This is a genomic window from Dietzia aurantiaca, assembly GCF_021033825.1.
In the GTDB taxonomy this organism is placed as follows: domain Bacteria; phylum Actinomycetota; class Actinomycetes; order Mycobacteriales; family Mycobacteriaceae; genus Dietzia; species Dietzia aurantiaca.
On the sequence record NZ_JAIFXZ010000002.1, the window covers coordinates 165,149 to 188,965 of the forward strand.

Consider the following 23,817-nt stretch of genomic DNA (forward strand, 5'->3'; position numbering starts at 1 on the left):
TGGATCGCCGATCGCGCGGGGCCGTGGTGGTCACCGGCCCCGGCGGTCACCGACCGTTGGCGGCCTTGAACTCGCGGCGGCGCCGGTGCAGGATCGGCTCGGTGTAGCCCGAGGGCTGCGTTGTGCCCTCGAGGACGAGCTCACGGGCGGCCTGCCAGGCGATGGACTCCTCGACGTTCGGAGCCATGTTCCGGTACGCGTCGTCTCCGGCGTTCTGGCCGTCGACGATCTCGGCCATGCGGCGCAGGGAGTCCTCGACGAACTCGGCGGAGACGATCCCGTGGCGGATCCAGTTGGCCAGCAGCTGCGAGGAGATGCGCAGGGTGGCGCGGTCCTCCATGAGATTGACATCGTGGATGTCCGGAACCTTGGAAACGCCGATGCCCTGCTCGACCCAGCGCACCACGTAGCCGAGGATTGTCTGGCAGGAGTTGTCGACCTCCTCCTTCTTCTCCGCGTCCGTCCAGTCCGTGCTGGGCGCCAGCGGCACGGTGAGGATCTCGTCCACCGAGGCGCGCGGGCCGCCGGACAGGATCTCCTCCTGGCGCGTCATCACGTTCACGCGGTGGTAGTGCGTGGCGTGCAGGGTCGCACCCGTCGGCGACGGGACCCAGGCGGTGTTGGCCCCGGCCTCGGGCTGGCCGATCTTCTCGGCGAGCATCTCGGCCATGAGATCAGTCTTGGCCCACATCCCCTTACCGATCTGGGCGCGACCGCGGAGACCGCAGGCCAGGCCGGTGTCGACGTTGAAGTCCTCGTAGGCGCTCATCCACAGCGCGGACTTCATCTCCGCCTTGCGAATCATCGGGCCGGCCTCCATGGAGGTGTGGATCTCGTCGCCGGTGCGGTCGAGGAAGCCGGTGTTGATGAACACGACGCGCTCGGTGGCCTCGGCGATGCACGCCGCGAGGTTGACCGAGGTGCGGCGCTCCTCGTCCATGATGCCGACCTTGAGTGTGTTGGCCGGAAGGCCCAGGAGCTTCTCGACACGGCCGAACAGCTCGCTGGTGAACGCGACCTCGGCAGGGCCGTGCTGCTTGGGCTTGACGATGTAGATCGAGCCGGAACGGCTGTTGCCACGCTCGTTGCCCTCGGCGATGCCGTGGATACCGGCGAGAGCGGTGACGAGCGCGTCGAGGATGCCCTCGGGGAGCTCGTTGCCCTCGGCGTCCAGGACAGCCGGGTTGGTCATGAGGTGCCCGACGTTCCGGACGAAGAGCAGGGAACGGCCGTGCAGGCGCACCTCTCCGGTGCCGTCCGGTGAGGTGAACACCCGGTCGTCATTGAGGACACGGGTGAAGGACTTGCCGCCCTTGGAGATCTCCTCGGACAGATCGCCCTTCATCAGCCCCAGCCAGTTGCGGTACCCGAGGGTCTTGTCCTCGGCGTCCACGGCGGCGACCGAATCCTCGAAGTCCATGATGGTGGTGACCGCGGACTCCAGGGTCACGTCCTTCACGCCGGCGGCGTCGGTCGAGCCGATCGGGGAATCCGCATCGATCTCGATGTCGATGTGGAGACCGTTGTTGCGCAGGAGAACCGACGACGGCGACCCGGCATCGCCGAGATAGCCCACGAACTGAGCCGCGTCCCGGAGTCCGGTGGTCGACCCGTCGGAGAGCGTGACCTGCAGAGCGCCGTCGACGATCGCGTAGCCGGTGCAGCCGACATGGCTGCCGGTCTCGAGCGGGGCCGCGTCGTCGAGGAACTCGCGGGCCCACTCGATGACCTTGTCGCCTCGCACCTTGTTGTAGGAGCTACCCTGCTCCGCACCATCGGACTCCGGAATGGCGTCGGTGCCGTAGAGGGCGTCGTAGAGCGAACCCCACCGCGCGTTGCCGGCGTTGATCGCGAAGCGCGCGTTGGTGATCGGCACCACGAGCTGCGGGCCGGCGATCGTCGCGATCTCCTCGTCGACGCCTGCGGTCTTCACCGAGACGGACTCGGGCGCGGGGACGAGGTACCCGATCTCCCGGAGGAACGTCTTGTACGCGGCGGGATCGATCGGGGCCGGGTGCTCCTGATGCCACGCGTCGATCTTCGACTGCAGTTCGTCGCGCACCCCCAGAAGTTCCCGGTTACGAGGCGCGAGGTCGGTGAAGATCGCCGCCGCGCCTGCCCAGAACGCGTCGGGGTCGACCCCGGTACCCGGGATCGCCTGCGAATTGACGAAGTCGTACAGGACCTTGTCGACCTGGATTCCGCCGACGGTGATGCGATCGGACATCGATGCTCTCCTCCTGTTAGGGGATCGTTCTCGGCTCAGACTCTAGTTGGCGCCTCTGACGGCTTCATCTGGCATTTCCACAGTGTGGAACGCCGGGCCCTCTGGGTAGGATTCGGCCCATGGCGCAGAACAGGTCGGTGGCTCCGGCGGAGATCACGTTCATCAAGGGGCACGGCACCATGAACGATTTCGTTCTACTGCCGGACGACCGCGCCGAGCTCGAACTCGACTCCGATCTCGTGCGTGCCCTGTGCGACCGCCGCGCGGGTATCGGAGCGGACGGGATCCTGCGGATCGCCACCGCAGGGGCGCTGGTGGAACAGGCGGTCCTGTCCGAACTGCCCGACGGGGTGCGCGAGGCGGATTGGTTCATGGACTATCGCAACGCCGATGGCTCCATCGCCGAGATGTGTGGCAACGGGGTCCGGGTGTTCGCCCACGCGCTGGTCGCGACCGGCCGCGCGGAGACGGGAGAGGTCCGGGTCGGCACCCGTTCCGGGCCGCGACCGGCCCGGATCCTCGAACACCGCGGAGATCGTGCGGTGGTCCGCGTCGATATGGGGCAGCCGGAGCTTCTCGGTCTGTCGTCAGTGCAGGTCGGGGATCGGACGTTCGCCGGGATCGCGGTGGACATGGGCAATCCCCACCTCGCCTGTGTCGTGCCCGGACTCGATGGTGAAACGCTTGCGGCGCTTCCCCTCCACCGCCAACCGGGGTTCGACACGGATTTCTTTTCGGAAGGGGTCAACGTGGAGATCTCGACGCCCATGCGGGAGGGCCGCGTCTCGATGCGGGTCCATGAACGTGGGGCGGGCGAGACGATGTCGTGCGGGACCGGGATCGTCGCCACGGCGGTGGCCGCGCTCGCGGATGCCGGCCGGACCGCCGGCGAGGTCGTCGTCACGGTGCCGGGCGGGGAGGTCGCCGTCGGCCTGACCGAGAGCGGATCCACGCTCACCGGCCCGTCGGTACTCGTCGCGGAGGGCACATTCCGGAGGTCGTAGTGCACGTTCTCCGTCTATCCCGGGGTCGGCGCCCGGCGGCATGACCGGGATTGGTATGAGATGATGGCCGGGAATGACTAACGAATCCAGGGCGGCGGACCGCCCACTACGTAACCTCGACCCCTCCATCGGCGAACTGCAGCTCGAGGAACGCTCCTCGCTGCGCCGGGTCGCGGGTCTGTCCACAGAGCTGCAGGACGTCAACGATGCCGAGTACCGGCAACTCCGACTGGAGCGGGTCGTGCTCGTCGGGGTGTGGACCGAGGGCTCGTCCACCCAGGCCGACGCGGCGATGGCCGAGCTCGCCCAACTCGCGGAGACCGCCGGGTCCGACGTGTGCGACGCGCTGATCCAGCGCCGGGACAAGCCCGATGCGTCGACGTACATCGGTTCCGGTAAGGTGAGCGTGCTCAAGGATGTGATCGCCGCCACCGGCGCGGATACGGTGATCTGTGACGGTGAGCTGACCCCGGGCCAGCTGATCTCGCTGGAGAAGGCCGTGAACGTCAAGGTCATCGACCGAACCGCATTGATCCTGGATATCTTCGCCCAGCACGCCACGAGCCGCGAAGGCAAGGCGCAGGTCTCGCTGGCCCAAATGGAGTACATGCTTCCGAGGCTGCGGGGTTGGGGCGAGTCGCTCTCCCGGCAGGCAGGTGGCCGCGCCGGCAGCAACGGTGGCGTGGGCCTGCGCGGTCCCGGCGAGACCAAGATCGAAACCGACCGCCGCCGGATCCGTGAGCGGATGGCGAAGCTGCGACGCGAGATCAAGGGGATGAAGCAGGCTCGCGACACCAAGCGTCACCGCCGTCGTGCCACCCCGGTGCCGTCGATCGCGATCGCCGGGTACACGAACGCCGGTAAATCGAGTCTCCTGAACCGGATCACCGGAGCCGGCGTGCTCGTTCAGAACGCGCTGTTCGCCACCCTGGACCCCACGACCCGGCGTGCAGATCTCCCGGACGGCAGAACGGTCGTGTTCACCGACACCGTGGGCTTCGTCCGACACCTTCCCACGCAACTCGTTGAGGCATTCCGATCGACTCTGGAAGAGGTCGTCGATTCGGAACTGCTCCTGCACGTGGTTGATGGCTCGGATCCGATGCCGCTGCACCAGATCGAAGCGGTGCGCAGGGTGATCAACGACGTCGTCGAGGAGCAGGGCGCCGAGCGGCCCCGTGAGTTGGTCGTGATCAACAAAATCGATGCGGCAGACCCGTTGGTGCTGACCGAGCTGCATCACGCGGTTCCGGACGGCGTGTTCGTGTCCGCCGCGACGGGGGAGGGGATGGACGAGCTCCTCGGGGCGATCATGGACATCATCGCCTCCGGTGACACCGAGGTCACGTTGCTCGTGCCCTACCGGCGGGGTGAGGTGATCTCCCGGGTGCACGCGGAGGGCGCGGTTCTCGCTGAGGCGCACACGCAGGAGGGCACGAGGATCACGGTGCGGCTACCCCAGTCTGTGGCCGGCGAGGTGTCCGAGTTCCTGACCGACGGCACACACGGCGGCGCCGCCTGAGCCCGGGTTCCGGGACCAGGCGGCGCGGGCCGGACTGGGGACTTCTCGTGAACGTCACATCTTGCGGAAGACCGTCACAACCTTGCCGAGCACCGTCGCATGCTCGCCGGGGATGGGGCTGAACGCGGGATTGTGAGGAAGTAGCCAGACGCCCGTCTCGTCCTTCCGGAAGGTCTTGACCGTGGCCTCCCCATCGATCATCGCGGCCACGATCTCGCCGTTGTCGGCCACGTTCTGCTGACGGACCACCACATAGTCGCCGTCGCAGATCGCGGCGTCGATCATCGACTCGCCGACCACCTTGAGCATGAACAACTCCCCCGAACCCACCAGGTCCGCGGGTAGCGGGAACACCTCGTCGACCGCCTGTTCAGCCAGAATCGGCCCCCCGGCGGCGATGCGCCCCAGCACGGGAACATAGACCGGCTCCGTTGCCCCGGACGGGCGCCCCTCAGGCGGGGTGGGCGCTCGCCGACCCCGCGACTTCTGGCCCGGGACGCCATGCACGTCGACCGCCCGCGGCTTGTGGGGATCCCGGGTCAGAAAGCCCTTCTTCTCGAGGGTCCGGAGCTGATGCGCGACGGAGGAGGTGGACTGCAGCCCCACCGCATCGCCGATCTCCCGGATGCTCGGCGGATACCCACGGTCCTTCACGGTGTCGTGGATATGTAGCAGCACGTTCTTCTGACGAGGCGTGAGCGCCTCGAAGTCCGGTTTCGGCATCGCGATGTCCCTTCGGCGAATGGATGTTCGACGTCTCTCTGTGTCTACACCCTAGACGGGCCGGGAACGAAGCGCCACACACCTGTTCGAAGAATTTCGCGCTCGGGTGGTGACTCTGTCGGAGTCGCGTGATACAACTCTAGGCAGTGTTCGAGTTCGAACAGGTGTTTCGGATAACACACACAAACGTGCGATTGTGTGTCGCACAGTTTGTCGAGTAGGGAGTGACCATGACCGTTCAGGAACTTCAGTCGCACGCGCACCTCACGCGGAGCTGGACCGAGGTCTGCGCAGGGGAACACGGCGTCGGCCCGGTCCGGGACTCGGGGGGCCGGGGCGGGCGGCCGGCGTCCGCTCTGCCGCCCGTCGCCTCACGTACCCGGCCGGTGGTCCGTTCGAAGGGCCGACTTGCCGGTGGGGCTGTGGTCACGGATCGCGTGCGGCCGGTATCGGCACGCCGGTCGGCGCAGGGCCGGGGTGTGGCCTTCGACCGATCGCTGGCGAGGGGTCGCTCGACTTCTGCTGCCCCGGTCGCGCCCGGTCGTCGGATCGTGGTCAGATCGGCGGGGTCTGTGCGCGCGTGCGAGGTGCAGGCGCCGGCGACGGCGCCCGTGGGAGTGGTGGATGACGTGCCGACGTGGGCGCTGGTCGTCTGTGGAGTCCTTTTCGGGATTGCGATGCTCCTGGCGCTGGCCTTCCTCGGCGGGCCCGCCTACGCGTGATCGGTTGGTCGGCCTCTTAGACTGGAGTAGAGACGGCACATGGTCCGTCTCCGTCCCGGTGAGCAGTTCACCTGGGGACGTGAGATCCGGTCAATGAAGGGCGGAACGGGAATGTACTGCCCGACGTGCCACAACGAGGACTCCCGGGTAATCGATTCCCGGTCCGTCGACGAGGGGCAGGCGATCAGACGCCGTCGCGAGTGTTCGGAATGCGGGCACAGGTTCACCACTCTCGAGACGCCTCTGCTGACGGTCCTCAAACGCAATGGAGTGACCGAGTCCTTCAGCCGCGACAAAGTGGTCAGAGGCGTGCGCCGTGCATGCCAAGGGAGGTCTGTGGAGGAAACCGCGCTCCGCAGGCTCGCGCAGCAGGTCGAGGACGCGGTGCGCGCACGAGGCGCCTCCGAGGTCCCTGCGCACGAAATCGGACTCGCCATCCTGGGGCCGTTGCAGGACCTGGACGAAGTCGCGTACCTGAGGTTCGCCTCCGTATACAAGCAATTCAGTTCGGCAGACGATTTCGAACGAGAGATCATCGCTCTCAAAGAGCGCCGCGACACTCGATAGCCGGCCGGCTCAACGCGAGGACTTCTGGGACAGTGCGGCCCTGACAGCCTTGTCGATCCGCTCCGGCGATACCGACTGGGCCGTACCGAGCGACTGGGCGAACAGCCCGACCCGGTATTCCGCCAGCATCCACCGCAGGTCGCGGATCGCTCTGGCGCCACCCGGCCGCGCGCGCAGCACAGCACACGCCTCCTCGACCGTGGACTCCGCGCGGGCAAGCCGTGCCGACAGTTCGGCGTGGCGCCCCGGCGCCTTCTCCGCCAGATCCAGACGCATCGACACGGCTCGGACATGTCGCTCCAGATGCGGCAGCACGGACGCGGGATGCCGGGCCAGGAACCCTTTACCGGTCAGATACTCCAGGGAGGGGCGAACAGTGTCAGCGAGCGTGGGCGGGGACTCCGCGAGGCGTGCCGAGACCTGCTGAGCCCGGACCAACGCTGTCACGACGGTCGAGATGGAGGTGGCGACAGCCCCCGGCACCTCGGCCCGCGCGGTGGCACGTAGTTCCTGGAAATCAGCGACCTCGAGTACCGGCGCTCCCTGTCGGGCCGCGATCAGTCGAGCGCACACGGCCAGAGAGGCATCCGAGATCAGAGCATCGATGCCGCCGTACGGATACTGGCTGAGGGCGAGACGTTGCTCGACCGGGCGCCCCCGGAGGATCGACGACGGTGCGACGAGATCAGCGGTCATCAAGGACAGGACGGCCTTGGTCTGGGTCGCCCGGCGCTCCTCCTCGGTGGTGCACGCGACCCGGTGGATGCCGTCTGTCGCGACCCGCAGGCCGGGATAGACGGTCACCTCGACGCCGTCCACCGACCCGGTCACCGAGGGAGGCAGATCACCGATCGTGTCGGCAGTCCATTCGTGGTGCGGCCCGTCGTCGGGGATCAGCCGTCGATTGAGGGTGGAACGGACCTTGTCGGTGAGTCTGGAACGCAGTGCTCTGAGGTCGGTCCCCGCGTCGACCACCGTGTCGCCGTCGACGACCTCGAACCTGACACGCAGATGATCAGGTAACTGCTCCGGTCGGAACTCTCTCGGATCCACGGTGGTCCCGATCCGGGTCGACAGCGCCTTCGCCAACGCGACGGGCAGAGGGGCCGAGCGAGGCTTGACATCGTCCAGCAACAGACCGGCGTATTCGGCCGGTGGCGAGCACATCCGCCGTAGGTACTTGGGCAGCGTCCGCAGCATCTCGGTGTAGAGCTCCTCGCGCAACCCCGGGACGAGCCACTCGAACCCCGCTGCGGTCACGGAACTGAGCTGCGGGAGCGGGATACGGACCGTGATCCCGTCCGCGGCGCCACCGGGTTCGAACTCGTAGTGCAGTTCGAAGCGACGCTCACCCTGCTGCCAGAACGGCGGAAAAGCGGCGGCATTCGGCGCCTTCTCCGCGGTGCGGATGTCCTCGTCGGTCAGGCGCAGCGCAGCGGGATCGCGGTGGCCCTTCTTCTTCCACCATGATTCGAGGTGCCGACCGGAGGTGATGTCCGCGGGAAGGCGCTCGAGGTAGAACCCGACCAGCGCCTCGTCGTCGATCACGAGGTCACGCCGACGGCTACGGGTTTCCAGCTCCCGGGCCTGCTCGACAGCCCTCGCGTTGTCGATGATCGCCGGGACCCGCGTCGTCCATCTGCCCTCGACGATCCCGTGGCGCACGAACATCTCCCGCGCCAACGGTGCATCGACCCGCGAGAGCAGGATCCGCCGCGCCTCTACAACCGTTAAGCCGAGCAGGAGTATCTTCTCGTATGCCATGGCGGCGCCCTGGGCGTCGGACCAGTGGGGTTCGGAGTACTGCGAGCGCACCAGGTGCTCGCCCAACTGCTCGATCCATGCCGGGTCGATTCGCGCCACATCTCGCGCCCAGAGCCGAGAGGTCTCGACCAGTTCGGATGCCATCACCCAGCGCGGCGGCTTCCTGGCCAGGTCCGAGCCCGGGAACACCTGGAACCGGATCCCGCGGGTGCCGCGGAACTCGCGTGGGTCCTCGTCGCGCACTCCCACATTGGTGAGTAGTCCCGCCAGGATCGCCTTGTGGAGATCGTCCTCGACGGCGTGCTCGGAGGGCGGGCGCCAGCCCTGTTCGCGGCACATGCTCCGCAGTTGGGCGGTGAGGTCCTGCCACTCACGGATGCGCAGCCAGTGCAGGTACTCTGCCTTGCACATCTTGCGGAACGCACTGCCGGACAGCTCGCGCCGCTGCTCGGTGATGTAGCGCCACAGATTGAGGTAGCCGAGGAAGTCCGAGCTCTTGTCCGCGAACCGGCGGTGCAGCTGATCGGCCTTGTCCCGTTCCTCTGCCGGTCTCTCGCGCACGTCCTGCACCGTGAGCGCCGCCACCACGACGAGGATGTCGCCGAGAGACCCGTTCCGGTGGCCTTCCACGACCATCCTGGCCAGTCGCGGATCGAGGGGGAGGACCGCCATCTCGCGGCCGACCTTCGTCAGATGAGGCCGCTCGTCGTCGTCGATGCGAAGGGCGCCCAGTTCGGTGAGCAGCGTCATCCCGTCCCGGACGGATTTGCGGTCCGGTGGCTCCACGAACGGGAAGTCATCCACCGGCCCCAGGTCGAGGTCGGCCATGGACAGGATCACCGACGCCAGGTTGGTCCGGAGGATCTCCGGGTCGGTGAACTCGGGCCGGGATTCGAAGTCGTCTTCCGAGTACAGGCGGATGCAGATCCCGTCCGCGACACGGCCACAGCGACCGGAGCGCTGGGCGGCGGAGGCCTGCGATACCGGCTCGATGGGCAGCCGCTGGACTTTGGTGCGGGTGGAGTAGCGGGAGATCCTGGCCAGGCCTGTGTCCACGACGTAGCGGATGCCCGGCACGGTGACGGATGTCTCGGCGATGTTGGTCGAGAGCACCACCCGGCGCGTCGAATGGGCGCGGAAGGCCTTCTGCTGCTCGGCCGCGGTGAGTCGGGCGAACAGCGGGAAGATCTCGGTGTTCTTGAACCGACGTCCGCGCAGTACCTCCTCGGCATCGCGGATCTCGCGCTCGCCGGAGAGGAACACCAGGACGTCGCCGTCGTCCTCCCGGAGCAGTTCGGAGACCGCGTCAGCCAGCCCGTCCAGTGGGTCGAGATCGATCACCCTGTCGCCCTGCTCCACCTGTAGGGGGCGGTAGTGGATCTCGACGGGGTAGGTGCGGCCGGAGACCTCGATGACCGGCGCGGGCCGGCCCCCGGCGTCGGCGAAGTGGCGGGCGAACCGCTCGGGGTCGATCGTCGCGGAGGTGATGATGAGCTTGAGGTCGGGGCGCTTCGGCAGGATCTGTTTGAGGTAGCCGAGCAGGAAGTCGATGTTGAGACTGCGCTCGTGCGCCTCGTCGATGATGATCGTGTCGTAGGCGCGCAACAGCCGGTCGCGGCGGATCTCGGCGAGCAGCACGCCGTCGGTCATCAGCTTGACCGCGGTTTCCGGGCTGGTGCGGTCGTCGAAGCGCACGGCGGAGCCGACGAGACCGCCGATCTGTACACCGAGCTCCTCGGCGATGCGCTCGGCGACCGACCGGGCGGCGAGCCGGCGCGGCTGTGTGTGACCGATCATCCCGCGGACACCGCGGCCCAGTTCGAGGCAGATCTTGGGGATTTGCGTGGTCTTACCCGAGCCGGTCTCGCCGGCGATCACCACCACCTGGTTGCCGCGGATGACCTCTGCGATCTCGTCCTTGCGGGTGCTGACCGGCAGCTGCCCGGGGTACTCGGGGATCGGGATCGAGTCAGCCCGACGCCGGAGCCGCTCGGCGGCCATGTCGACGCGCTCGGTGAGCTCGGCCAGTTGGTCTGCGCGGGCGCGGCGGATGCGGGGCCGGAGCCGGTGGGCGTCGAGGGTGCCGACCTCGTCGAGCCGAGCGAGCAGGTCGTGGCGGGCCCGGCGGAGCTCAGTGGAGGGCGCGGAAGACGAGGACATGGTGCCCGCAAGGATATAGCCCCTCGCGCGGTGGTCAGTCGCCGCCGCTCTCCCGGCGGGATTGGACCCGCGCGTAGCGTTCGTGGAGCCGTTCGCGGATCTCGTCCGGCTCGTAGGCTCGACGCCGCCGTTCGGAGCGTGCCGCGAGGATTCCGGTTGCGGCGACTCCGGCCATGCCCGCCGCGCCGACCACCTTGAGCCACTGCCGTCCACGAGGAGCCATGCGACAACTGTAGGCGGGGACTGGTAACGGCCTGGCAGGATCTCATCATGACCGTCGACACCGTGCCCCTGGCGGCCGCCACCGAACGGACGAGGACCGGGGACCTGTGGGTGTTCCGTGGCCGCTCGACCGCCGACAGGCTCATCCAGACACTGACCAACGCGCCTGTGAACCACGTCGGGATAGCGGTGGTGCTGGAGGACATGCCGCCCCTGATGTGGCACGCGGAGATGGGCCGGGCGTTGCCCGATGTGTGGACGGGGCGTCGCCAGCGGGGTGTTCAGCTGCACGACCTCGAGGCCGCGGTCCGCCAGTGGGCCGGCCCGTACGGTCAGCGGGCGTGGTTCCGGCAGATCAGTCCGGAGGTCGGCCCCGGGCAGGAGGACGCGTTGCTCGAGTCGATCGCCCGCCTGAACGGCGTGTCTTTTCCGTCGGCAGGACGCCTCGCCGCGCGATGGGCACGGGGCAGGTGGGCGGCAGGGAGGAGTGGGGACGTCGGCGCCGACGAGGGGGTTGGCGGCCGGGCCGGACAGTGCGGGAGGAAACCCGGAGAGAGGGACGACGACGACGCCGGCAATCCCGACGGTCGCCGGGGCTGTTCTCCGCTTCCGAGGTTTCGGCGCTCGCGGACAGAAGCGGCTGCCTCCGCTGCGACCGCTGAAGCAGACGGGGCCGGGGCACGCGGGCCGGCTCTCGCGCGGGGGCCGGCCCGACGTCTGGAGGCGGCGTACTGTGCCGAGGTCGTCGGAGCCACACTGGAGGAGATGGGGATCCTGCTGCCGGCGGGGGACACCAGCTGGTACGACCCCGGCCGCTTCTGGAGCGGTGACAGCCTCCCGCTCGCCCCGGGGTGGGGATACGGTCGTGAGATCGCGGTGACCGTCAGCCCCGGAGCACCACCTCGCTGAGCTCGGCTTCAACCTCCTCGGATGCCACCATGAGCAGCTCGTCACCGGGCTCGAACGGGACGTCCGGGGCGGGGACGATCACACGCCCGCCGCGCAGGATCGCGACCAGAGCGGCATCGCGGGGGAAGCTGACGCGGTTGACCGGCCGGCCGGCCAGCGGCGTCTGCTCGGGGAGCGTGACGCTGATGAGATTCGCCCCACCGCGGCGCAACGTCATCAGACGGACCACGTCGCCGACGGAGACCGCCTCCTCGACCATCGACACGATGAGCCGCGGGGTGGACACGGCGACGTCCACACCCCAGCGTTCGTCGAAGAGCCACTCGTTACGGGGGTTGTTGACCCGGGCGACCACCCGGGAGACGGCGAACTCGGTGGTGGCGAGCAGGCTCACCACCAGGTTGGCCTTGTCGTCCCCGGTCGCCGCCACCACCACGTCCGCGTCCTCGACTCCCAGCCGGGACAGGAAACTGAGCTCGCAGGCGTCCCCGGTGTGCAGATCGGCACCGTCGACGGGATCGGCCTCGAACACCGAGGCGTCCTTGTCGACGAGGATCACGTGGTGGCCACTGGCGAGCAGTTCCCGCGCGATCGATCGGCCCACGACGCCGGCGCCGGCCACGACCACCGTCATGATCGCGGGACGGGCGGGCGGGATCGGCGACTCGTCGAGCAGTCCGGTCCCGTCCGCGTAGTCGGGGATCTGGTTCTCAGACATCGGCGGGACCTCGTCTCAGCAATGCGTTGAGCTCGGCGACCGTGGCGGAGGGGACCGCGAGGTGCACGATGTCCTGGGCTTGGACGAGGGTGTCCGCGTTCGGTAGACGGCCTTCGCCGAAGCGGGTGAGGGTCACAGCCCGTCCACCTGCCGCGCGGGCGAGCGCGTCGACCGACGACCCGACCCACTCCTTCGGCGCATCGATCGCCACGAGTGACACAGAGTCGGTCTGGTCCCGCCAGAGCACCGGGCTGGATCCCGCGGTGATGAACCGCACCAGCCGGCCGGTCGCCCACGGGACGGTGGCGACGGTGGGTATACCGAGGCGCTCGTAGACCTCGGCGCGCCCGGCGTCATAGATCCGGGCGATGACCCGGTCGAGGCCGAACGTCTCGCGTGCCACGCGCGCCGCGATGATGTTGGAGTTGTCGCCCGATGACACCGCGGCGAAGGCATGGGCGTCGCGGATACCCGCGCCCTCCAACACGTCCCTGTCGAAGCCCGTGCCGGTCACGGTTAAACCGGTGAAGTCCTCGGACAGGCGGCCGAAAGCCCGCGGCTCGTGGTCGATCACCACCACGTCGTGCCCGGCGGCGTCCAACTCGGTCGCGAGCGCCGCGCCGACGCGCCCGCACCCCATGATGACGACCTTCATGGCGGTCTCACTCCTCACAGCGCACACCGCGTGCGTCCATCCGGTTACGCTACTTGCCCGCCCGCGGTGCTGTCCGAGATGGCGTGCGGGTCATACGATGTGTCGGTGTCCAGGATCTCCAAGGTCTCCGTGGGAGCCAAGCGGCTGCTCGTGGGTCGTCCGTTCCGCAGTGACACGATCGGGGCCACCCGCCTGCGTAAACGGATAGCCCTGCCGGTGTTCGCCTCCGACGCGCTGTCGTCCGTGGCATACGCGCCGCAGGAGATCTTCCTCGTGCTCTCGATGGGCGGGATGTCCGCGCTCGCGTTCACTCCGTGGGTCGGGCTGGCGGTCGCGATCGTCATGGTCGTCGTCATCGCCTGTTACCGGCAGAACGTCCGGGCGTATCCCTCGGGTGGTGGTGACTACGAGGTCGCGACGGTCAATCTCGGGCCCAACGCCGGCCTCGGCGTGGGGGCCGCGCTGTTGATCGACTATGTGCTGACGGTGGCGGTGTCGATCGCCGCGGCCGCCGAGAACATCGGCTCGGCGATACCGTTCGTCCACGATCACGAGGTGCTCTTCGCGGTCCTGGCGATCACGGGACTGGCGGCCGTGAACCTGCGGGGGGTTCGCGAATCGGGCGCGATGTTCGCCATCCCGGTGTACACGTTCATGGCGGCGATGACCGGTCTGGTGGCGTGGGGCCTGTTCCAGGTCGAAGTACTCGGGCGGGATCTGAACGCCGAGTCCGCGGGCTTCACGCTCGTCACGCCGGACGGCCTGTCGATCACCGGGTTGGCGCTGGTGTTCATCGTGGCGAAGTCGTTCGCGTCCGGATGTGCGGCCCTGACCGGGGTCGAGGCCATTCACAACGGCGTACCGGCGTTCCGCAAGCCGCGCGCACGCAACGCCGCCGCGACCCTGGGCATGCTCGGGGTGCTCGCGGTCTCGTTCCTGCTGGGTCTGATTGAACTCGCCCGCCGCCTCGACGTGAAGATCGCCGAGAATCCCGGCGCCCAACTGCTCGGCGCTCCCGAGGGCTACCGGCAGAAGACGATGATCGCGCAGCTCTCCGAGCCCGTTTTCGCCGGCGTTCCGTTGGTCTTCTACGTGATCATGGGCGCCACCGGGCTCATCCTCGTGCTCGCCGCGAACACGGCCTTCAACGGTTTCCCGATGCTGGCGTCGGTGCTGGCGCGGGACAAGTACCTGCCCCGCCAGCTCGCGACCCGCGGCGACCGGCTCGCGTTCTCCAACGGCATCGTGCTGCTCGCCGTGGCCGCCGCGACATTGGTGATCGTCTTCGACGCGCAGGTCACGGAGCTGATCCAGCTCTACATCGTCGGGGTCTTCGTCGCGTTCACACTGGGCCAGTGGGGGATGATCCGGCACTGGAACCGGCGTCTCGGCCATGAGGAGGACCCTGCGGTGCGTAGGGGGGTCAGGCGCGCTCGGATCGTGAACGCGACCGGGATGGTGCTGACGGCGAGCGTCCTGGTGATCGTCATGGCCACCAAGTTCCTGTCCGGGGCCTATATCGCCGTGCTGGGGATGATGGGTCTGTTCGTGGTGATGAAACTCATCCGCCGACACTACGACTCCGTTGCGCGGGAGCTGGACGACTCGTCGTGGGAGGTCGTACTGCCCAGCCGGACCCACTGTCTGGTCCTGGTGTCCAAGCTGCACCTGCCGACGCTGCGGGCACTGGCCTACGCCCGGGCGACCCGGCCAGACACTATCGAGGCGCTCACCGTCAACATCGACACCGCCGATACGCGAGCGTTGGTGCGAGAGTGGGAGGACCGGGGGATCCAGGTGCCGCTCAAGGTCGTCGAGTCCCCGTACCGCGAGATCAACCGGCCCGTGGTGGACTATGTGACGAGACTGCGGGAGCAGCGACCGCGGGACGTGGTGATCGTCTACATCCCCGAGTACGTCGTCGGGCACTGGTGGGAGCAGTTCCTCCACAACCAGAGCGCGCTGCGGCTCAAATCCCGCCTGCTCTACGAGCGAGGTGTCATGGTGACCAGCGTGCCGTGGCAGTTGTCCTCGTCAGACGGCCGCGCGGAGCAGGCCCGAGACGAGCCGATCGTCGGACGCTGGCGTGAACCGGAGGCGCAATGACTGTCAGGGAATCGATCGACTGGACCGGCCAGGTTCTCCGGGTGCGGGTGGAAGGGCCGGCGCACGGCGGGGAGTTCGTCGCGCGGCACTCCGGTCGCGTGATCTTCTGTCGGGGCGCGCTCACCGCCGAGCTGGTGGAGGTCGTCGTCGACGACGACCCGGGTAAGGGCTTCTGCCGCGGGACCGTTCGCGAGGTGCTGGAACCGTCGCCGGACAGGGTGCGGCCGGTGTGTGAGGCGGCTGCGGCCGGCGCCGGGTGCTGTGACTGGAGCTATATCGACGGCCCCGCCGCCCGAGACCTGGCGGGTCGGGTCCTCGAGGAGCAGGCGGCCCGGATCGGCCGTATCGGGATCCCCCACTCGCCGGTTCCTGTCGATCTCCCCGCCGGCGACCCCGCCACGACGGGGTGGCGCACGACCGCACGGTGGGTCACGGGCGCCGATGGGCGCCCCGGAGTGCGCCGCGCCCGCTCCCGGGACGTGATCACGGAGCCCTGCAGCCAGTCGGATCCACGTCTGCTCGACGCGGTGCTCTCGGCGGGTATCGGCCCGGATCGCGAAATACTGGGTGTCCTGGACGACGAGGGTGCGATCCATGTGGCCCATCGAGCTGTAACAGAGGACCGGCCCCGCGGACAGGGGCGCAACGCGGCCCGTTCCGCGGCGACGAGAGCTCGGGCCCGCCAGGCCCGTGGCCGGGGCTGGGAGCACGTCGTCGGTGGGCGGACGATGGTCCGGCGTGTAGGGGAACGTCGGTGGCACCTGCCGGTGGACGCGTTCTGGCAGGCCCACCGGTCCGCGGCCACCCACTACAGCGACGTCGTCCGTGCGGCCGTGGCAGGCGCGACCGGGGTGTCGGGGGCCCCGGTGGTGTGGGACCTGTACGGCGGCGCCGGAGTCTTCGCGGCGGCCACCCTGGATGCCGCGCCGGACGCCCGGATCACGGTCGTCGAATCCGCGCCGGATGCGCTCGCCGCGGCGGAGGCGGCGCTCGGCGCCGACGGCGGGATCCGCACCGTGCGTTCGCGGGTCGAGACCTTCCTCGAGCCGGGGAACGAGACCGATCCGTTCGAACGGCCTGACGTCGTGATCCTCGACCCGCCGCGGGGCGGCGCCGGCATCCCGGTGATGGAGACGGTGGCCCGGACCGCGAGGTCGCGGGTCGTCCACGTCGGCTGCGACCCGGCCAGTCTCGCGCGTGATGTGGGGGTTCTCGTCTCCGCCGGGTGTTCACTGCGCGAGTTCCGTGGGGTGGCGGCGTTCCCGGGGACCCACCACGTCGAGGGGATCGCGGTGCTGGACGCGCCCGGCCGGAACTGATCGTCGTACGTGATGAGGGCCTCAGACTGCCGACCACGGGAGGGCTCCCGCGTCAGCAGCCCGTAGACTGGCCGTTCGACCCAGCGGGGTGAAGGTCAGGAAAGGGGCGGTCGACAGCAATGAGCGTGCTCGATGAGGTGGACGGCCCGTCCGATCTGCGGGGCCTGGGCCCCGACCAGCTGAGCCGGCTGTGCGGCGAGATCCGAGAGTTCCTCATCCGCAAGGTCGCGGCGACGGGCGGGCATCTCGGCCCGAACCTCGGCGTCGTCGAACTCACCGTCGCGTTGCACCGCGTGTTCGATTCACCGCGGGACCCGATCGTGTTCGACACCGGCCACCAGTCCTACGTCCACAAGATGCTCACCGGCCGCAAGTACCGGTTCGACGGACTGCGCACGCGGAACGGTCTCTCGGGCTACCCGTGCCGCGCCGAGAGCCCACACGACATCGTGGAGTCCTCGCACGCCACCGCGTCGTTGTCTTACGCGGACGGCCTCGCCAAGGCTTTCGCCCTGCGCGGCCACTCTGACCGGACGGTCGTCGCCGTGATCGGCGACGGTGCGATGACCGGCGGGATGGCCTGGGAGGCGCTGAACAACATCGCCGCCGCGAAGGACCGTCCCCTGGTGATCGTGGTGAACGACAACGGACGCTCGTACTCGCCGACCATCGGCGGGATCGCCGATCGGCTCGGCGCCCTGCGACTGCAGCCGGCCTATGAGAAGGCGATGGACCGCACCAAGACGGCGTTGACCTCTCGGAAGGGGCTCCTGGGCAAGGCCGTGTACTCCGTGCTCCACGGCATCAAGGCCGGCCTCAAGGACGCGGTCTCACCCCAGGAGTTGTTCGCCGACCTCGGGATCAAGTACATCGGCCCGGTCGACGGCCACAATCTGGCCGCCACCGAGGCCGCGCTCCGACTGGCGAAGGACTTCGGCGGCCCGGTGATCGTGCACGCGGTGACCCGCAAGGGCATGGGCTACGTGCACGCCGAGAACAATGTAGCCGACCAGATGCACGCCACCGGGGTTATCGACCCCGAGACCGGCAAGCCGCTGTCCACCTCGTCCTCCGTCGATTGGACCTCGGTGTTCTCCGACGAGCTCTGTGCCATCGGCGCGGAACGGGAGGACGTCGTGGCCATCACGGCCGCCATGGCGGGGCCCACCGGGCTGACCGCCTTCGGCGACCGCTTCCCGGACCGGATGTACGACGTCGGAATCGCGGAGCAGCATGCGGTGGCGTCCGCCGCCGGCCTGGCGCTCGGCGGGCTGCACCCCGTCGTCGCCGTCTACTCGACCTTCCTCAACCGGGCCTTCGACCAGTTGCTCATGGATGTCGCCCTGCTCGGACAGCCGGTGACCCTGGTCCTCGACCGTTCGGGCGTGACGGGCCCGGACGGCGCGAGCCACAACGGGATGTGGGACCTGTCCCTGACCGGGATCGTGCCGGGCATCAGGGTGGCCGCGCCGCGCGACGACGTGACGCTGCGCCAGGAACTGCGTGAGGCGGTGGACGTCACCGATGGGCCGACGGTCGTGCGCTTCCCGAAGGGCTCGGTCGGGGAGTCCATCCCGGCGCTGGCGACCTCGGAGGACGGCGTGGACCGTGTCCACGGTCCGGGCTCGTCGGACGTGTTAATCGTGGCTGTGGGCTCGATGGTCGCCCCGGCCATCGCTGCGGCGCGCGAGCTCGAGTCGGACGGACTGGGCGTCGACGTGGTCGACCCGCGCTGGGTCTACCCGGTGTCCGACTCGCTCGTCGGGTCCACCCGGGGCCGCCGCCTGGTCGTCACGGTCGAGGACAACGGTCTCCACGGTGGGGTCGGGTCCGCGGTCTGTGCGCGGCTGGACTCAGCCGGCGTCCGGGTCGACCGGATGTCGCTGGGACTGTCGCAGGAGTTCCTGGACCACGCGTCGCGGGGAGAGATCCTGACCGACGCCGGGCTCACCGGTGAGGGGATCGCGGCCTCGATCCGGGCGCGACTCGCCGATTGACCGAGGGCGAGCCGCTCCACGTCGTGTGAGCTCGCGGCGCCGAGCGGGTCAGCTCGTCGCCCGGAACTCCCGAACCGCCTCGAGTAGGGGCGCGGAGGTGAGTTCGCGCTGCCAGTCCCGGGCCTCCTCGCCCCGGAGGACGTCGTCCAGTAGTTCGCCGTCGTCCCCGGGACGAGTGGTGGCGGCCCGCCACACCCACAGTCGCAGTGTGGCGGGCTTCAACAGCAGGCCGGCCTCCAGTCCGAGCTCGTCGCCGAGTTCACCGATCCGGGCGCGGGCCAGCTCGAGCAGAGTGGCGGCCTCCGGTTCGTTACGCTTCCAGGACGCGTGGGGCGGATGCTCGCCGCGGGGTCCCTGACGGGACGGGAGGTCCGCACGACCGAGCCCCTCGGCCCATTCGAGAGCCTCCAGCCAGTCACCGGCCATCCTCCGACGGTGTGGCCCGTCGAAACCGTCGATCTCGAGCAGAGCTGATCTGCTGGCCGGGCCGATGCGCGCGGCCTCGACGATCGCGGCGTCGGGTAGGAGTCGCTTGGGGGCGATGTCCCGGTCCTCGGCGATACGGTCCCGAGCCATCCACAGCTCCCGCGCCCGCGCGAGCTGGCGCACATCCCGGAGCGAGGTGAGCCGCGACAGGCGACGCCACGGCTCGGGTGCGGCGGGTGCAGGTTCGGATTCGACGAGATAGCGGCACTCCGCCTCGTACCAGTCGCGCCGACCGAGATCATCGAGACGTGGCAGGACGGCGTCCGCCAGTTCGTGGAGGAAGAGCACGTCATAGGCCGCGTAGTCGAGCCAGGACGCGGGCAGCGGTCGACGGGACCAGTCGGCGGCCGAATGTGCTTTGGCCAGACCGATGCCGAGATGTTCGGAGATCATCGCGCCGAGGTTGACCCGCTCGGTTCCGAGGAAACGCCCGGCGAGCTCGGTGTCGGCCAACGACGAGGGGGTGATCCCGAGCTCGCGCAGGGAGGGCAGGTCCTGGCTCGCCGCGTGCAGCAACAGCGGGCGGTCGGACAGGAGATCGGCGAGCGGACCGACGGTGCGGCCCGGGGTCTCGGGGTCGACGAGCATTGCGGGCCCGTCGGCGGGCCGGAGTTGGAGCAGGAACGCGCGTTCGGAGTATCTGATCCCGGAGGCCCGTTCGACGTCCACCGCCACCGGGCCGGACGACGCGCTCAGCGCCCCCGCGACCGCATCGAGTCCCGCGTCGTCGTCGACGAACTCGTACTCGGCCGGCGGCGGCGCCGCTCCCGGCGGGGTCTCACCCCTGCGTCGGCCACTCACGCGCGACGATGCAGCGACGTCACGCCGACGGGAGGCAGACCGGCGGCGAGGGCCAGAGTCTTGCAGAAGGCGGACGCATGGCCGGTGAGGTCCGATTCGAGCGCGGTCCACGAGGCCCGGAGTTCCAGCTGGTGTGCCTGGGGAGGGCCCGCGATATCGCCGTAGCGGACCGACGCGGTGCTGGTGACGGTGCCGCCCAGTGCCGTATACGGCCCCGCCTCCTCGTCGAGTGCCTCGGTCAGCCAACTCCACGCGACCTGCGGCAGGAGCGGGTCGCCGGCGAGCGCGGCCTCCATGTCGGCCTGGATGTAGGCCACCAGCCGGAGGGTGCCGTCCCACGCGTCGTCGCCGGACGGGTCGTGCAGGAGGATCAGACGGCCGAACGCGTCACCGTCGGAGAACTCCGGGATGTCGTCTCCGGAGGGCGGGATGATCTCGACGCCCAGAGCGTGGCTGTACGGCGCCAGCCGCTGAGGGGGACGGATCGGCCCGACCGAGATCTCGGGGCGCACCTCGAGCCGCGACAGGGACTCGACCGCCTCCTGGAAGACCTCCGGCTCGCCGTCATTGACCGATGTACTCACAGGGCGTCACGCTAGTCACCGCCCGGCGGCGTGCTCCGGAGGCGCGCCGTCAGCCATCGGGGTGGGCTGGCCGCCCTCCCCGGCCTGTTCATGGGACCATGGAGGGCGTGTTGAACTCCGATATGCCCTCGACCTCTCCCTCCGGCGACGCCCCGACCAGCGCCGCGGCCATCGGCCGCCGCCCGGGGACCGGCCCCTACCTCGACGAGGTGACCGGCAAGGGCGGCCCCCACACCCCGGTGTGGTTCATGCGCCAGGCGGGGCGATCGCTGCCCGAGTACAAGCAGGTGCGCGGCACCTCGAGCATGCTCGAGGCGTGCTTCGATCCGGCGATGACGTGTGAGATCACCCTCCAGCCGGTGCGTCGCCACGGCGTGGACGCAGCGATCTTCTTCTCCGACATCGTGATCCCGCTCGCCGCGGCCGGTGTGGACATCGACATCGTCCCGGGCGTGGGCCCGGTGGTGGCGGAGCCGATCCGCGACGAGGCGGGCATCGCGGCGTTCCCCGAACTGACCCCGGACCGGCTGGAGAAGATCGAGGAGGCGGTCCGCCTCATCATCGGCGAGCTGGACCCGGGTGTCGCGCTCATCGGGTTCGCCGGCGCCCCGTTCACGCTCGCGTCCTACCTGATCGAAGGGGGGCCGAGCCGTAACCACGAGCACACCAAGTCGCTCATGTACTCGCGTCCGGACCTGTGGAACGATCTCATGTCCAGGATCGCCGACCTCACGACGGTCTTCCTGCGTGCCCAGGTGGGCGCCGGCGTGGACGCGGTCCAGCTGTTCGACTCCTGGGCCGGTGCGCTCACGCAGCGCGACTACCGTTCACTGGTGCTGCCGCACTCCACCCGGATCTTCGCCGATGACGTGGTCTCGAGCGTCCCGCGCACCCACTTCGGCGTGGGCACCGGCGAACTGCTCGGCGCGATGGGCGAGGCGGGCCCGGAGGTCGTGGGCGTGGACTGGCGGATCCCGCTCGATGACGCCGCCACCCGCGTGCCGGGCAAGGTCCTCCAGGGAAACCTCGACCCGGCGATGCTCTTCGCCGATCGCTCGGCCCTCGACGCCGAGGTCACGCGCATCGTGGCTGAGGGACGACGTGCGCGGGCGGCCGGCGCGCGCGGCCACGTGTTCAACCTCGGACACGGGGTCCTGCCGAGCACCGATCCCACGGCGGTGACCCACGTCGTGGAGCTCGTCCACGAGCTGACCGCCGAGTAGTGGCGGCCCCACGCGTCGCCGTGGTGGGTGGCGGCCTCAGTGGGCTGACGGCCGCCTATCAGCTGTCCCGGGACCTCCCGGGCGCCCGGGTCACGGTGTTCGAGGCGTCTCCGTCGCCCGGTGGCTGCCTGGATACCGCCGCCTTCCCGTCCGGCCCCATGGAGCTCGGTGCCGAGGCGTTCATCGGCAGGCGCCCGGAGGCCTCGGAGCTCGTCGCCGAGCTCGGACTGACACACGAACTGCGGCATCCCGGGACCCTCGGTCCCGCCATCCTCACCGGCGGACGTCTCGTCCCGATGCCGGCCGGCACGCTGATGGGTCTGCCCTCGGACGCGTCGACACTGTCCGGGGTGCTCCGGCCGGCGGACGTCGAGCGGGCGGCGCGGGAGCCGGAGCTGCCTCTCGACTGGGCCCCCGGCGGCGACGTCCCCCTGGGCAGGTTGGTCGCCGACCGCTTCGGTGCCGCGGTGGTGGCACGTCTGGTCGACCCGATGCTGGGGGGCGTGTACGCCGCGCCCAGCGTGGGGCTGGGGCTGCGCCAGGTGGTGCCCGGCCTGGCCGACGCGCTGGACCGCGGGGCACCCAACCTCACCGCGGCGGCCAGGGATCTCACCGCGCACCGCACCCCCGGCCCGGTGTTCGCCACCCTGTCCGGTGGCTACCGCGCCCTCGTGGACGCGCTCGTTCGTGCGTCCCGGGCGCGGGTGGTGACCGGGGCACGGTGCACCGCGATCCGACGGGACAGCGGGGGATACGCGCTGGTCGGGTCCGACGATCGTCGTCCGTGGACGCATGAGGCCGACCTCGTCGTCGTCGCGGTCCCGGTCCCGCTCGCCGCGCCGCTCCTCACCGCGGCCGGGGGAGTCGACGACGCGGTTCGGGCGCTGTCGGGGATCCGCACCGCCTCCTCGGCGGTGGTGGCGCTCGAGGTCGACCGCTCCCTCGACCTGCCCGCACGATCCGGGGTGCTCGTCGCCACCGACGAACCCGTTCCGTTCAAGGCGATGACGTTCTCGAGCCGCAAGTGGCCACACCTGGACGACCGGCGCGGCCACCTGGTGCGGGTGTCCTTCGGCAGGCTCGACGACGACGAGATACTCGCAACGGACGACCTCACACTGGTCCGGATGGCGGTCTCCGCGCTGGCCGGGGTGTGCGGATCGACCCCCACCGTCCTGCACTCGCGGGTGCGCCGCTGGGACAACGCCCTCGCCGAGATCGGCCCGGGTCACGATGCGCTGATCGCCGGAATCCGCGGCCGTCTCGCCGAGGATCTCCCGGGAGTCGAGCTCGTCGGCGGTGCGACCGAGGGGGTCGGCGTGCCCTCCTGTGTGGGGTCGGCCCGGGCCGCGGCCCGCCGGTTGGCCGGGAAGTGGCAGGATTGAGCCATGGCACGCCTTGACTACTCCAAGCTCAACTCGACTCTTCGCTACCTGATGTTCTCGGTCTTCACCGTGACGCCGGGGCAGCTCGGGGAGGACCGGGCCGCGGTGGCCGCGGATCTCGAGAAGTTCCTCGCCGGGTACGAGGACACCGACGTCGTGGTCCGCGGAATGTACGACGTCTCCGGACTGCGCGCCGAGGCCGACTTCATGATCTGGACCCACGCCGAGCACATCGAGGACCTCCAGGGGTTCTACAACGAGTTCCGCCGCACCACCCTGCTGGGTAAGGCCAGCACCGCGTTCTGGTCCAACACGGCCCTGCACCGCCCGGCGGAGTTCAACAAGAGCCACATCCCGGCGTTCCTCGCGGAGGAGGAGCCCGGTGCGTTCATCTCGGTCTACCCGTTCGTCCGCTCCTACGAGTGGTACCTGCTGCCGGACGAGGAGCGTCGCCAGATCCTCGCCGCCCACGGCCGCGCCGCCCGCGAGTTCCCGGACGTACGCGCCAACACCGTCCCCGCGTTCACGCTGGGTGACTATGAATGGCTGCTGGCGTTCGAGGCGCCCGCGCTCGACAGGATCGTCGACCTCATGCGCGAGATGCGCGCCACCGAGGCCCGGCGCCACGTGCGCGAGGAGATCCCGTTCTTCACCGGGCCGCGCGTGACCGCCGAGAAGCTCGCCACCACGATGCCCTGATACCTGCCGGGGAGACAGCAGAGC

General features: G+C 69.4%; 19 protein-coding genes. 11 read left to right on the forward strand and 8 right to left on the reverse strand.

The window, feature by feature from the left end:
- Positions 1-46 precede the first annotated feature (46 nt).
- The gene (locus tag K3888_RS03365; RefSeq protein WP_230928820.1) at positions 47-2,227 is read right to left on the reverse strand and encodes a malate synthase G; all 2,181 of its coding nucleotides are present in this window, start codon (positions 2,225-2,227) and stop codon (positions 47-49) included.
- A gap of 119 nt (positions 2,228-2,346) precedes the next feature.
- Here K3888_RS03365 and dapF point away from each other — a divergent pair, with 119 nt between their 5' ends.
- The gene (gene dapF / locus K3888_RS03370) at positions 2,347-3,231 is read left to right on the forward strand and encodes a diaminopimelate epimerase (protein WP_230928821.1); all 885 of its coding nucleotides are present in this window, start codon (positions 2,347-2,349) and stop codon (positions 3,229-3,231) included.
- Between the two features lie 73 nt (positions 3,232-3,304).
- Entirely contained in the window at positions 3,305-4,753 is a 1,449-nt protein-coding gene (gene hflX, locus K3888_RS03375; RefSeq protein WP_230928822.1) for a GTPase HflX, read from the forward strand.
- Positions 4,754-4,807: 54 nt separating this feature from the next.
- Here hflX and lexA read toward each other — a convergent pair whose 3' ends face one another.
- Positions 4,808-5,476, reverse strand: coding sequence for a transcriptional repressor LexA (gene lexA, locus K3888_RS03380; RefSeq protein WP_230928823.1), 669 nt, complete (start codon positions 5,474-5,476; stop codon positions 4,808-4,810).
- A 230-nt stretch (positions 5,477-5,706) separates the two neighbouring features.
- Here lexA and K3888_RS03385 point away from each other — a divergent pair, with 230 nt between their 5' ends.
- Entirely contained in the window at positions 5,707-6,198 is a 492-nt protein-coding gene (locus K3888_RS03385; RefSeq protein WP_230928824.1) for a hypothetical protein, read from the forward strand.
- 111 nt (positions 6,199-6,309) lie between these two features.
- Positions 6,310-6,765: a transcriptional regulator NrdR gene (gene nrdR / locus K3888_RS03390; protein WP_230929074.1), complete on the forward strand. Its 456-nt coding sequence runs from the start codon at positions 6,310-6,312 to the stop codon at positions 6,763-6,765.
- A 9-nt stretch (positions 6,766-6,774) separates the two neighbouring features.
- On the opposite strand, the gene hrpA is transcribed toward nrdR, so the two are convergent.
- On the reverse strand, positions 6,775-10,689 hold the full coding sequence (gene hrpA, locus K3888_RS03395) for an ATP-dependent RNA helicase HrpA (RefSeq protein WP_230928825.1): 3,915 nt from the start codon (positions 10,687-10,689) through the stop codon (positions 6,775-6,777).
- A 34-nt stretch (positions 10,690-10,723) separates the two neighbouring features.
- Positions 10,724-10,912, reverse strand: coding sequence for a hypothetical protein (locus K3888_RS03400; RefSeq protein WP_230928826.1), 189 nt, complete (start codon positions 10,910-10,912; stop codon positions 10,724-10,726).
- A 47-nt stretch (positions 10,913-10,959) separates the two neighbouring features.
- Here K3888_RS03400 and K3888_RS03405 point away from each other — a divergent pair, with 47 nt between their 5' ends.
- The gene (locus K3888_RS03405) at positions 10,960-11,820 is read left to right on the forward strand and encodes a hypothetical protein (RefSeq protein WP_230928827.1); all 861 of its coding nucleotides are present in this window, start codon (positions 10,960-10,962) and stop codon (positions 11,818-11,820) included.
- Here K3888_RS03405 and K3888_RS03410 read toward each other — a convergent pair.
- Together K3888_RS03410 and K3888_RS03415 are read right to left on the reverse strand one after the other, a co-directional pair.
- On the reverse strand, positions 11,795-12,454 hold the full coding sequence (locus K3888_RS03410; RefSeq protein ID WP_230929075.1) for a potassium channel family protein: 660 nt from the start codon (positions 12,452-12,454) through the stop codon (positions 11,795-11,797). The genes K3888_RS03405 and K3888_RS03410 overlap by 26 nt on opposite strands.
- 76 nt (positions 12,455-12,530) lie before the next feature.
- Positions 12,531-13,193: a potassium channel family protein gene (locus K3888_RS03415; protein WP_230928828.1), complete on the reverse strand. Its 663-nt coding sequence runs from the start codon at positions 13,191-13,193 to the stop codon at positions 12,531-12,533.
- A 114-nt stretch (positions 13,194-13,307) separates the two neighbouring features.
- On the opposite strand from K3888_RS03415, the gene K3888_RS03420 reads away from it, so the two are divergent.
- The 3 genes from K3888_RS03420 (at position 13,308) to dxs (ending at position 18,615) form a co-directional block, all read left to right on the forward strand.
- Positions 13,308-15,299 (forward strand): APC family permease, encoded by a 1,992-nt coding sequence (locus K3888_RS03420; RefSeq protein WP_230929076.1) that lies wholly within the window; start codon positions 13,308-13,310, stop codon positions 15,297-15,299.
- A complete protein-coding gene (locus K3888_RS03425; RefSeq protein WP_230928829.1) occupies positions 15,296-16,618 on the forward strand; it encodes a class I SAM-dependent RNA methyltransferase in 1,323 nt (440 codons plus the stop codon). Before K3888_RS03420 ends, K3888_RS03425 begins: the two co-directional genes overlap by 4 nt.
- 119 nt (positions 16,619-16,737) lie before the next feature.
- A complete protein-coding gene (dxs, locus tag K3888_RS03430) occupies positions 16,738-18,615 on the forward strand; it encodes a 1-deoxy-D-xylulose-5-phosphate synthase (protein ID WP_230928830.1) in 1,878 nt (625 codons plus the stop codon).
- A 48-nt stretch (positions 18,616-18,663) separates the two neighbouring features.
- Here dxs and K3888_RS03435 read toward each other — a convergent pair whose 3' ends face one another.
- Positions 18,664-19,902 carry an HRDC domain-containing protein gene (locus tag K3888_RS03435; RefSeq protein ID WP_230928831.1) on the reverse strand — a complete coding sequence of 413 codons (1,239 nt, stop codon included), beginning with the start codon at positions 19,900-19,902 and terminating at the stop codon, positions 18,664-18,666.
- The gene (locus tag K3888_RS03440) at positions 19,899-20,486 is read right to left on the reverse strand and encodes a DUF3000 domain-containing protein (protein ID WP_230928832.1); all 588 of its coding nucleotides are present in this window, start codon (positions 20,484-20,486) and stop codon (positions 19,899-19,901) included. The genes K3888_RS03435 and K3888_RS03440 overlap by 4 nt, the downstream gene beginning before the upstream one ends.
- Before the next feature lie 122 nt (positions 20,487-20,608).
- Here K3888_RS03440 and hemE point away from each other — a divergent pair, with 122 nt between their 5' ends.
- Genes hemE through hemQ form a run of 3 tightly spaced genes read left to right on the forward strand, consistent with a single transcriptional unit; the run spans position 20,609 to position 23,793 of the window.
- Complete coding sequence (hemE, locus tag K3888_RS03445; RefSeq protein WP_372459530.1) at positions 20,609-21,709, forward strand: uroporphyrinogen decarboxylase; 1,101 nt, start codon at positions 20,609-20,611, stop codon at positions 21,707-21,709.
- Positions 21,709-23,094, forward strand: coding sequence for a protoporphyrinogen oxidase (gene hemG / locus K3888_RS03450; protein WP_230928834.1), 1,386 nt, complete (start codon positions 21,709-21,711; stop codon positions 23,092-23,094). Before hemE ends, hemG begins: the two co-directional genes overlap by 1 nt.
- A 3-nt stretch (positions 23,095-23,097) precedes the next feature.
- Entirely contained in the window at positions 23,098-23,793 is a 696-nt protein-coding gene (gene hemQ, locus K3888_RS03455) for a hydrogen peroxide-dependent heme synthase (RefSeq protein ID WP_230928835.1), read from the forward strand.
- Positions 23,794-23,817: the final 24 nt, after the last annotated feature.

Coding starts and splice junctions, on each gene's coding strand:
- K3888_RS03365 (WP_230928820.1), bottom strand. CDS start 2,227: ATGTCCGATCGCATCACCGTCGGCGGAATCCAGGTCGACAAGGTCCTG.
- dapF (WP_230928821.1), top strand. CDS start 2,347: ATGGCGCAGAACAGGTCGGTGGCTCCGGCGGAGATCACGTTCATCAAG.
- hflX (WP_230928822.1), top strand. CDS start 3,305: ATGACTAACGAATCCAGGGCGGCGGACCGCCCACTACGTAACCTCGAC.
- lexA (WP_230928823.1), bottom strand. CDS start 5,476: ATGCCGAAACCGGACTTCGAGGCGCTCACGCCTCGTCAGAAGAACGTG.
- K3888_RS03385 (WP_230928824.1), top strand. CDS start 5,707: ATGACCGTTCAGGAACTTCAGTCGCACGCGCACCTCACGCGGAGCTGG.
- nrdR (WP_230929074.1), top strand. CDS start 6,310: ATGTACTGCCCGACGTGCCACAACGAGGACTCCCGGGTAATCGATTCC.
- hrpA (WP_230928825.1), bottom strand. CDS start 10,689: ATGTCCTCGTCTTCCGCGCCCTCCACTGAGCTCCGCCGGGCCCGCCAC.
- K3888_RS03400 (WP_230928826.1), bottom strand. CDS start 10,912: ATGGCTCCTCGTGGACGGCAGTGGCTCAAGGTGGTCGGCGCGGCGGGC.
- K3888_RS03405 (WP_230928827.1), top strand. CDS start 10,960: ATGACCGTCGACACCGTGCCCCTGGCGGCCGCCACCGAACGGACGAGG.
- K3888_RS03410 (WP_230929075.1), bottom strand. CDS start 12,454: ATGACGGTGGTCGTGGCCGGCGCCGGCGTCGTGGGCCGATCGATCGCG.
- K3888_RS03415 (WP_230928828.1), bottom strand. CDS start 13,193: ATGAAGGTCGTCATCATGGGGTGCGGGCGCGTCGGCGCGGCGCTCGCG.
- K3888_RS03425 (WP_230928829.1), top strand. CDS start 15,296: ATGACTGTCAGGGAATCGATCGACTGGACCGGCCAGGTTCTCCGGGTG.
- dxs (WP_230928830.1), top strand. CDS start 16,738: ATGAGCGTGCTCGATGAGGTGGACGGCCCGTCCGATCTGCGGGGCCTG.
- hemE (WP_372459530.1), top strand. CDS start 20,609: ATGCCCTCGACCTCTCCCTCCGGCGACGCCCCGACCAGCGCCGCGGCC.
- hemQ (WP_230928835.1), top strand. CDS start 23,098: ATGGCACGCCTTGACTACTCCAAGCTCAACTCGACTCTTCGCTACCTG.